Source organism: Streptomyces sp. SID1328 (assembly GCF_009865595.1).
Classification (GTDB): domain Bacteria; phylum Actinomycetota; class Actinomycetes; order Streptomycetales; family Streptomycetaceae; genus Streptomyces; species Streptomyces griseoluteus.
Window position 1 is genome coordinate 1 of sequence record NZ_WWKH01000596.1, and the last position, 10439, is coordinate 10439.

Annotated in this window: 5 protein-coding genes and 1 pseudogene; all 6 read right to left on the reverse strand. The window is 74.4% G+C overall.

Translation table 11 applies throughout. The features are described 5' to 3' along the window. A pseudogene (locus tag GT030_RS19030) lies at nucleotides 1-1029 on the reverse strand (hypothetical protein); the annotation flags it as partial. Continuing rightward, nucleotides 1026-2033 (reverse strand): TauD/TfdA family dioxygenase, encoded by a 1008-nt coding sequence (locus tag GT030_RS19035; protein ID WP_161202113.1) that lies wholly within the window; start codon nucleotides 2031-2033, stop codon nucleotides 1026-1028. The pseudogene GT030_RS19030 and the gene GT030_RS19035, both read right to left, overlap by 4 nt. Then, nucleotides 2030-3034 (reverse strand): TauD/TfdA family dioxygenase, encoded by a 1005-nt coding sequence (locus tag GT030_RS19040; RefSeq protein WP_161202114.1) that lies wholly within the window; start codon nucleotides 3032-3034, stop codon nucleotides 2030-2032. The genes GT030_RS19035 and GT030_RS19040 overlap by 4 nt, the downstream gene beginning before the upstream one ends. A 69-nt stretch (nucleotides 3035-3103) precedes the next feature. Beyond that, nucleotides 3104-7993: a non-ribosomal peptide synthetase gene (locus tag GT030_RS19045; protein WP_161202115.1), complete on the reverse strand. Its 4890-nt coding sequence runs from the start codon at nucleotides 7991-7993 to the stop codon at nucleotides 3104-3106. 142 nt (nucleotides 7994-8135) lie between these two features. Further along, nucleotides 8136-9923: a non-ribosomal peptide synthetase gene (locus tag GT030_RS19050; RefSeq protein ID WP_161202116.1), complete on the reverse strand. Its 1788-nt coding sequence runs from the start codon at nucleotides 9921-9923 to the stop codon at nucleotides 8136-8138. A 45-nt stretch (nucleotides 9924-9968) separates the two neighbouring features. After that, the coding region (locus tag GT030_RS19055) for a hypothetical protein (protein WP_161202117.1) at nucleotides 9969-10439 on the reverse strand (471 nt) is incomplete at its 5' end.

Here is a 10439-nt window from a genome sequence, read left to right on the forward strand (position 1 = left end):
CGTGACGGCGCCCAGCAGCAACCGGGCGGCGGCCGGGTCGGCCACGGCGGGGTCGGCGTGCAGAGCGAGACCCAGGGTTCCGCCGTCGCGGGTGCAGGTCAGATGCAGCGGGGCCTCGGGGCGGGGCGCGTCGAGCGTGACCCGGGTGGCGCCGAGTGCGGCGAGCGGGCCGGGGCCGGCGGCAGCGACGTGGGTGAAGCCGGCGGCCACGGGGTGATCGAGCGGGGTGACGCGCAGACTGCGGGCGCGTACCCCGGCGAGCAGGCCGGCGGCCGCCTCGGCGGTGAGGGTGCGGGGAACCTCGCAGCGTACGGGGGCCGCGAGCGGGCCGACGACGCCCTGGGTGCCGTCCACGGACCGGCCGTCGTCGTGCACGGCGAGGGCGAGGGTTCCCGCGTCGGCGTACCGGCCGAGCGCGGTGGCCCAGGCGGCCAGCGCGTGGGCCGCGTCGTCCCCGTCGGGGGCGGGGCATTCGGCGCGGTACTCCCCCGTCGGCTGCTCCCCGGCGGTGCCGGAGGCCAGGGCGGGAAGGGTGAGCGCGGTCAGGGCGGCGGGGTCGGCGTCGAGGTCGGCGCGGTCCTGCTCGCCCTGCCACTCCACGACGTCGAGGAACTGGGTACGGTCCTCGTCCTCCACCGGGGCGGCACCGCCGTAGCAGGCGGCGAGTTCGGTGAGCAGGACACGCAGGCTCTCCGGGTCGGCGATCAGCACCGAGGCATCCAGAACGAGTTCGCCGGGCCCGTGCACGACCCGCAGCGGGGCATCGCCGGCCGGGGCGGTGCCGGCGGGGTGCACCTCCGCGCCGGCGTCGTCGCGGACCACCTGCACGGGCAGCCCGGTGCCGGTGAGGTCGCCGATGTCGAGGCGCAGCGTCTCGTGCCGGGCGACGAGCGCGGCGACGGCGGCGCTCAGCCGGCCGGGGTCCAGGGGCCCGGCGAGGCGCACCTTCGCGGTGACCCGCTCCTTCGGGGCGTCGGCCCACAGCCGCCGCTGCTGGGCGGAGAGCCGGTAACTGTCGACCGTGGTCACAGGACGTCTCGATTCACGTAGAGGTCGGACATGGCGACGAGAGTGCGGCGTTCACCGGTGAAGGGGCCGCGGCCGTGGGTGGCGAGGAAGTTGTCCACCATCAGTACGTCGCCGTGCCGCCACGGGAAGGAGACGGCCGCCTCCTCGTAGAGCCCGCGGAGCAGGGCGGCGACCTCGTCCTCGATGGGGGTGCCGTCGCCGTAGTACACGTTGCGCGGCAGGCCCTCGGGGCCGTATTCGCGCAGCAGGGCCTCGCGGACCTCGGGCGGCATGTTGGAGGAGTGGAAGAGGTGGACGTGGTTGAACCACACCTCCTCGCCCGTGCGCGGATGCCGGGCGGTGACCTGGCGGACGGCGCGGGTGCGCAATCCGCCGTCACCGGTCCACTCGAAGTCCGTGGCCGACTGCCGGCAGTACGCCTCCACGTCGGCCCGGTCGGTGCTCTGGAACACCTCCTGCCAGGGCAGGTCGAGGGCGTCGCCGTAGTTGCGGACGTACAGCACGCCGTGCCGGCGGAAGCGTTCGCGGACCTTTGCCGGGATGCGCGGGGTGACCGCGCGCTCGTCGGCGAGCGGGGTGGCGCCGCCGGTCTCGGCGGGCAGGTCGCAGTAGAAGTACAGCCTGCTGGGCCAGTTGTGGGAGTACGACATCTCATGGTGCAGCGGGATGGTCTGGTCGGAGGCGAACTCCGTGGAGGTGAACACCTTGTCGGCGACCTCGGTGCGCGGCGCGGCCCGCTCCAGATACCCGAGAAGTTCGGGGCCGACGACCCGGGCGGCCCGGCCGAAGTGGTCCGGGTCCGGCACGGAGAACCCCCGGAAGAGGACGGCCCCGTGTCGGTCCAGGTGCTCGGTGACGCGCTCGCGGTTGGCGGTGAGATGGCTGACGAGGTCGAGTTCGGGGAACCGGGACTCGACGACCATTCCGAAGTCACCGTCCAGGAAGGACGTGGTGACGGGTTCGACGGTGGTGCGGCGGGCGCGCCGCACGGGCCCTGCGCTCATCGCGCACCGCCTGCGGCGGACCGGGGGTCGGACATGGCGGCGAGAATCCGGCGGGGCCCCTCGAACGGCTCGCGGGCGTGCGCGCAGAGCATGTTCTCCACCACCAGGACGTCCCCCTGCCGCCAGTCGAAGCCGACGGTCTCCTCCGCGTAGGCGGTACGGAGCTCCTCGACCACCTCGTCCTCGATGCGCTGCCCGTCCCCGTAGTACGTGTGGTAGGGCAGGTTCTCCTCGCCCAGCGCCGACAGCAGCCCGTCACCGACCTCCTCGGGCAGGGTGGAGTTGTGGAAGAAGAGGGCGTGGTTGAACCAGGTCTCGTCGCCGGTGAGCGGGTGCCGGTGGATCGCGGGCCTGCTCTGCCAGGTGCGCAATTGGTCGCCGTCGACCCAGGTCCAGGAGATGCCGTTGCGCTCGCAGTACGCCTCGGCCGCCGCGCGGTCCTCGGTCTGGAACGCCTCCTGCCAGGTGAGGCTGATGCCGGGCACGTAGTTCCGGACGTAGCGCACCCCGCGCTCGCGGAACCGCTCGACGGTGGAATCGGCAAGACGGGCGAGGACGCGCCTGCTGTCGGCGAGCGGGGTGCGGCCGCCCCGGGTCGCCTCGCGCTGGCAGGAGAAGACGATCCTGAGCGGCCAGTCCAGGGTGTACGACTGCTCGTTGTGCAGGGCGATGTGCTGGTCAGCGGGGTGATCGGTGGAGGTGTAGACGCCCTCGGTGACCTCGTGCCGGGGCGAGGAGCGCTCGCCGTAGCCGAGCACGTCGTCGGAGAGGGCCTCCATGAACGCCCGGAACTTCTCCGGGGTGTCGATGCCGAAGCCCCGGAAGAGGACGGCACCGGCCCGGTGGGCGAGACCGTCGACGGTGGCCCTGTTGCCGGCCAGCCAGGCGGTCAGGTCGGTGGTGGAGTCGCCCCGCACCAGGGCGGGGAGGGCGCGGCCCTGCCAGGCGTCGTCCACCTCGACGGAGCCGGCGCGCGCGCGACGGCGGGAAATGGTTGACACAGTTCCTCCGAATCACGGCATTTCACTCAAGGGCGAGCGTGGATGGGCCCGGCGCGGGTGCGCGGGGAGTCAGCCCAGCCGCGCGGCGAGGGCGGCGGGGGTGGGCGCCTCGAAGACGGCGGCGATCGGGACGTTCCGGCCGAGCGCGGCCCGGACCCGGTTGACCAGGCGGGTCGCCAGCAGGGAGTGCCCGCCGAGCGCGAAGAAGTCGTCGTCCGGGCCGACCCGGCCGGCACCCAGTACGTCGGCGAAGAGGCGGCAGAGCACCGACTCCTCCTCGGACAGCTCCCGGTCCACGCCCGCGCCCACGACCCGCGGGCGGGGCAGCGCGGCCCGGTCGACCTTGCCGTTCACCGTCAGTGGCAGCGCGTCCAGCGCGACCACGGCGGACGGCACCATGAAGGCGGGAAGCCGGGCGGCGACCGCGTCCCGGACCGCCTTGGCGTCGGCACCGGCGGGCACCACGTACCCCACCAGCCGGCGGTCCCCCGGTTCGTCCTCCCGAACCACCGCGACCGCCTGGCCGACCCCGGGCGCGGCGCTCAGCGCGGCCTCGACCTCGCCCAGTTCGACCCGGAAACCGCGCAGCTTCACCTGGAAGTCCCGTCGCCCGACGAACTCCAGCAGGCCGTCCGGGCGGTGTCGCACCACGTCTCCGGTGCGGTACAGCCGCGCCCCCGGCCTCCCGAACGGGTCGGGGACGAACCGCTCCGCCGTCAGTCCCGGCCGTCCGACGTACCCCCGGGCCACCCCGGCGCCGCCCACGAACAGCTCGCCCTCGCCGCCGAGCGGCACGGGGGCGAGGCGGGCGTCGAGGACATGGCAGGTGAGGTGGTCGAGCGGCACCCCGATGGGAGCGGTGGCGGGCCAGTCGGCGGCGTCGCCGTCGAGGAGGTGGGCGGTGGCGGCGTGGGTCTCGGTGGGGCCGTAAAGGTTGTGCAGCCGGCGGCCGGTGCCGAAGAAGCGGCGCATGGCGGGGCTGACGGTGAGCGGTTCGCCGCCCTGCGCGACGTCGGTGAGCGCGGGCAGGTCCAGCCCCTGCTCCAGGGCCTCCTCGCAGAGGCCGTGAATGACGGCCGTGGGCGCGAAGAGTTCCGACACCTGCTCCTGCTCCATCCAGCGGACCAGGTCGGCCGGGCTGCGCCGCACCTCCTCGCGGGGCACGGCGAGGGTCTTGCCGGAGCCGAGGGCCGAGAGGATCTCCTGGGGGGCCGGATCGAAGCCCAGCGAGGCGAACTGGGCGGTGACCCGGCCCGGTTGGTCCCCGATGGCGCGGGCGTGCCAGGCGAGCAGGTTCTCGAACGCGTCCACCGGGAAGGCGACCGCCTTGGGCCGGCCGGTGGAGCCGGACGTGTAGATGACGTACAGCAGCCGTCCGGGGGCGAGGCCGCCGGGGTGGGTGAGGGGCGTGTCGTCGTACCCCGCCAGGTCCGGGTCCATGGGGACCGTCCCGGTGCCCGGCGCCAGCAGCTCCGCCACCTCGGCCGACGCCACCACGCACACCGGGGCGGCGTCCTCGACCATGAAACGGATGCGGTCGGCCGGGAGCCCGGGATCGACCGGGAGGTACGCGGCACCCGCCTTGACCACGGCGAGCAGGGTGACGACGAACTCCAGTGAGCGCGGCATCGCCAGCGCCACCACCGAGTCCTGCCCGGCCCCGCGCTCCCGGAGCAGCCGGGCGAGCCGGTTGCCGCGGGCGTCGAGCTGGGCGTACGTGAGCGCGGTGCCCTCGTGGCGCACGGCGACGGCGTCCGGACGCAGGCGGACCTGAGCGGCGAAGGCGTCCAGGAGCGGGGTGGGCCGGGCGTCCGTGGCACCGGTGGAAAGCTCCCGCAGCCGGGCGCGCTCGGGGCCGGTCAACAGCGGAAGGCGGCCCAGCGGGCGGTCGGGGTCGGCGACGGCGCCGCTCAGCAGGGTGCACAGGCGGCCCGTGAGCCGTTCGGCGGTGACCGGGTCGAACAGATCGGCGCTGTACTCCAGCGTGCCGCGCAACCCGGCCGGGCTGCCGTCCGCCGCGTAGTCCTCGGTGAAGCCGAAGACGAGGTCGAACCGGGAGACCGGCAGCCGGAGTTCGGTCGTCCCGACGCGGACCCGGTCCAGTTCGAAGCCGGCGCGGCGGCTGTCCTCGAAGACGAGCATGGTCTGGAAGAGCGGATGGCGGCCCAGCGACCTGGGCGGCCGCAACGCCTCCACCAGCAGCTCGAAGGGCAGCGCCTGGTGGGCGAAGGCGGCCAGGTCGGTGGCGCGGGCCCGCCGCACCAGTTCCGTGAAGGTCGGATCGCCCCCCGTGTCGGTACGCAGCACCAGGGTGTTGACGAAGAAACCCACGGCGTCGTCGAGCCGTTGCCCCGCGCGGCCGGCGACCGGGGTGCCGAGCACGGTGTCGGTGCCCGCACCGATCCTGGTGAGCAGCGCGGCGAGGGCCGCGTGGACGACCATGAACGGGGTGGCACGCAGCTTCCTGGCCAGGGCGACGATCAGCCGGTGGGTGCCGGCATCCAGCGTGAAGGGCACGACCCCGCCGGTGTGGCTGGCGCGGGCCGGGCGCGGCCGGTCGGTGGGCAGCTCCAAGTGGTCCGGCAGCCCGTCCAGTTGGTCCCGCCAGTAGGCGAGGGAGCGCCCGGAGGCGCTACCGGGGTCGGCCGGGTCGCCGAGCGCCTCGCGCTGGCGGAGGGCGTAGTCGGCGTACTGCAGCGGCAGCGGGGTCCAGGCCGGGGCCTCGCCCTTGACACGGGCGCGGTACGCCTCGGCCAGGTCGGCGGCCAGGGGGCGTACGGAGAGGCCGTCGACCGCGATGTGGTGCAGGACGAGGAGAAGGTGGTGTTCCTCGGGGCCGGCGCGCAACAGCCGCGCCCGCAGCGGGGGTTCGAAGGACACGTCGAAGGCCCGTCCGGCGAACGCGTCCCGCTCGTCGGACACCTGTGCGGCGGCCACGTCCGTGACGGCCAGCTCCGGCAGCACCTCCTCGGGTGCGAGCACCCGCTGGTACGGCTCGCCCAGGTCACCGGGGAAGACGGTGCGCAGGCTCTCGTGGCGGGCCAGCACGTCCAGCAGGGCCCGGTGCAGTGCGGCCGCGTCCAGCGGGCCGGTGAGGGCAAGCGCGTAGGGGACGTTGTAGACGGGCTTGGGCCCTTCGAGGCTGTTGAGGAACCACAGCCGCCGCTGGGCGTACGACAGTGGGGGTTCGGCGGGCCGGTCACGAGGGCCGCGTTCCGGGCCTGCCGGGGATGCCTCGGCCAGCCGTACGGCGAGGCCGGCCGGGGTGGGCGCCTCGAAGACGGCGGCCATCGGCAGCTGCCGGCCCAGTGCGCCCCGGACCTCGTCGACCAGCCGGGTCACCAGCAAGGAGTGCCCGCCGAGTGCGAAGAAGTCGTCGTGCGGGCCGACCTCGGCCGCCCCCAGCACGTCCGCGAACAGCCGGCACAGCGCCGACTCCTCCGCCGACAGCACCCGGTCCACGCCCGCGCCCCGTACCTGGGGCCGGGGCAGCGCGGCCCGGTCGACCTTGCCGTTCACCGTCAGCGGCAGCGCGTCCAGCACCACGACGGCGGACGGCACCATATACGACGGAAGCCGTTCGGCGACCGCCTCCCGTACCGCCGCCGGGTCGGCCCCGGCGCCCACCACGTACCCCACCAGCCGGCGGTCCCCCGGCTCGTCCTCCCGGACCACCGCGACCGCCTGCGCGACCCCCGGCACAGCCCCGAGCGCGGCCTCCACCTCGCCCGGCTCCACACGGAAGCCCCGCAGCTTCGTCTGAAAGTCCCGGCGTCCCGCGAACTCGAGCAGTCCGTCGCGCCGTTCGCGGACCAGGTCCCCGGTGCGGTACATCCGCGCCCCCGGCTCCCCGGACGGGTCGGGCACGAACCGCTCGGCAGTGAGCCCGGGACGGCCCAGGTACCCGCGCGCCACACCTCCACCGCCCACGTACAGCTCGCCGTCGACGACCCTGGTCCGGACGCCGGGGAGGGCACGGCCGATGGGGACGGTGGTGGCGCAGTCCCGCTCCCAGCCGGGCCCCGTCGGGTAGACGGTGGTGGTGACGGTGGCCTCGGTGGGGCCGTAGACGTTGCAGAACTCGACATCCTCGCCGACGGTCCGCTTCCAGGCGGCCAGGCGTTCGCGGGCCGCCTGTTCTCCGGCGGCCAGCACGAACCGCAGGGGGGCGGCCGCGAGCCGGGCGAGGAGGGCGGCGTCCTCGGTCAGGGCATGCCAGTAGGCGGTGGGCAGGGAGGCGACGGTGATGCCCTCGGCCTCCATCCAGCCGACGAGTTCACGCGGGGTGAGACGCAGCCCGTCCGGGCTGACGACGAGTGTGGCGCCGTGGGCCAGCGCCGGGAAGATCTCCTCCACCGAGGCGTCGAAGCTCAGCGACCTGCACTGCATGACCCGGTCCCCGGGGGTGAGCCGGAAGATGCCGGCGGTGGCCCGGAGATGGTGGGCCAGCGCGCGGTGCGGGACGAGCACGCCCTTGGGGCGGCCGGTGGAGCCGGAGGTGTGGATGACGTAGGCCGCGTTGTCGGGCGATACGGGGGTCTCCGGGCCCTCGGCGTCCTCGGCAGCCAGGACGTCCTCCAGCAACAGCACGTGCTCGGGGGCGCCGGCGACGACGGCGAGCAGGTCCCGAGTGGTGACCAGGCAGCGGGCGCCGGTGTCGGCGAGGACGAAGCGGAGGCGCTGCGCCGGGTAGGCCGGGTCGAGGGGGACGTAGGCGCCGCCCGCGCGGAGCACGCCGAGAACGGTGACCACCGCGTCGGCGCCGCCGGGCAGGCACAGGGCGACCCGGTCCTCCGGGCGCACCCCGAGGGCCGTCAAGCGCCGGGCGAGGCGGCCGGAGAGGCGGTCCAACTCGCCGTAGGACACCTCGCGCGCCCCGTCGCGCACGGCGGTGCGCCCTGGATCGCTGCGAGCCTGCCGCAGGATGTGTTCGTGCACCGGGACCGGCGGCTCCGTCATGCGTTCTTCCCCCGTCATGGGCTCCCCCAAATTTCCTGGCATGGCCGGTTCGGGCGAGTACGTCGTCGCCGAACAGCAGGACCTCCCGCCCCGGGTGCCGTGTCCCCGGACGCGGTTCCCTCCGTCGTCATCGTGCTCTCCTTCACCGCTGCGGGGCGGGCGCGTGGGCGCTGTCGACCGCCCGGGCCAGGTCGGCGAGCACCGGGTGGTCGAGCACGGCGCGGTGGCTGATGCCGGCGCCCAGGTCGCGGGCGATGCGCATCCTCATGCGGAAGGCGAGCAGGGAGTTGCCGCCGCGTTCGAAGAAGTGGTCCGTGCTGCCGATGCCGGTCTCGGCGAGCAGTTCTTCCCACAGCCCGGTGAGGTACCGCTCGGTGGGCGACAGCGCCCGTCGCTCGTCGGCATGGGCGCGGCGGCGCTCGGCGAGAAGGCCGAGCAGGGCGGCGACGTCCCGTTTGCCGTGGTGGTTGGCCGGTATCTCCGGCAGGATCACCAGCGAGCCGGGGACCATGAAGAAGGGCAGCTCCTTCTCGGCCGCCTCCCGCACGCCGGCCTCGTCCAGCGGTCCGGCGCCCGCGACGAAGGCCACCAGCATGCGGTCGGTGCCCTCGCCCTCGGGAACCACGACCGCGTCCCGCACCCCCGGCAGGGTGCGCATCAGCCGCTCCACCTCGCCGAGTTCGACGCGGAAGCCGCGTATCTTGCACTGGTTGTCCACCCGGCCGACGTAGTCCAGCACCCCGTCCGCACGGAGCCGGACCAGGTCGCCGGTGCGGTAGACGCGGCCGATGCCGGTGCCGTACGGGTCGTCCACGAAGCGTTCCGCCGTCAGCTCGGGGGCGTCGAGGTAGCCGCGCGCCAACTGAGCTCCCCCGATGAGGAGTTCACCGGTCTCACCGGGGGCGGCCGCGCGGCCGTCGGTGAAGACGTGCGCGGTGACGCCGTCGAGGGGGCGGCCGATCGGGATGGCGTCCCCCTCGGCGTCGCGGGCGGTGACGCGGTGGGCGGTACAGGCGGTGGTGCTCTCGGCCGGGCCGTACAGGTTGTGCAGGGTGCCGGTGAAGCCGCCGCCGAGAATGTTCCGGCAGGCAGCCGGGAGGATCACGTCACCGGCCACTTGGAGGAGACGCAACGGGGCGAAGGCGTCGGGGTGTTCGGTGGCGACATGGTTGAAGACCATGGTGGGCACCAGCATCGCGGTGACCCGGAGCCGGGTGAGTTCGGCGCCGAACCCGGCCTCGAGCAGCTCGGGCACCGGCGGCAGGACGACCACCTCGGCGCCGGCCGCGAAGGTGTTCCACATCTCGTAGTGGAACAGGTCGAAGGAGAGCGAGGAGATCTGGCCGACCCGGTCCTCCTCGGTCAGCGGGGCCAGGGCGCGGTTCAGCGCGAAGGCGACCAGGTTGCGGTGCTCCAGCACGATCGCCTTGGGCGTGCCCGTGGAGCCGGAGGTGAACAGCACGCTGGCCGCGTCCTCCGGGTCGGGCCGGAGCGCGGACGCGGGAGCGGTGCCGTACTCGGCGGGCAGCGGGACGACGGGAACGGCGAGCCCCGCGAGCCGGGGTGCCCAGTCCGCGCGGGTGAGGACCGCCGCCGCGCCGCTCACGGTCAGCATCAGGTCGCGCCGGCTGTCGGGGTAGCGGTCGTCGACGGCGACGTAGGCCGCGCCCACCTTGAGCACGCCGAGGAGGGCGGTGAACACGTCCACGGAACGGCTGGTGTAGAGCCCGACCCGGTCCCCCGGACCGATGCCGCACCCGGTCAGCAGGGCGGCGACGGCATCCGCGCGCCGGTCGAGTTCCCGGTACGTGAGCACGGTGTCCCCGTCGCTCACCGCGCGGCGGTCCGGGTGCCGGGCCACGGTCCGGGCGAAGAGGGCCGGCAGGGTACGCGGAGCTTCTGCCGGATCGTGATCACGCGATGGGGGCACGTCGGACTTCCTCTTCTGCCGGGTGGGTTCAGGTGCCGGGGCCAGTCACGCGGTGGGCGGGCCCAGCAGGGTGAGGGTCAGTTCCCTGGTACGGGGGTCGCGCAGCAGGTCGTTGCGGCCGCTGTCCACGACGTGGTTCTCGGTGGCGCCCGCCCCCGGCCACACCTGCGGGCCCGGGTGACCGGGGGTGCGGATGTGCCGGACGCGGCCGCCCCAGGAGGGACGGCTGGAGTGCAGGGAGGCGGTCAGGTGGGCGATCCAGTCCAGATAGAAGCCGGAAACCTGCCTCGCGGCCGCCCGGGCTTCCGTCTCCTCGAAGCCGTCCTCCCGGAACACCTCGGCGGCCAGCCGGGTTATCCGGTCCTCCACAGCCGCCATCACCTCGGCCGGCCGGCCGGTCAGGGCCGCGTCGGAGAGCAGGTCCGGGTCGCCGTCCAGTGTCTGCGCGGCCCCGCCGCTCAGCTGCTCGGCGACCGTACGAACCGCGTCCCGCACCGCCTCCGGCCGGCCCGGCTC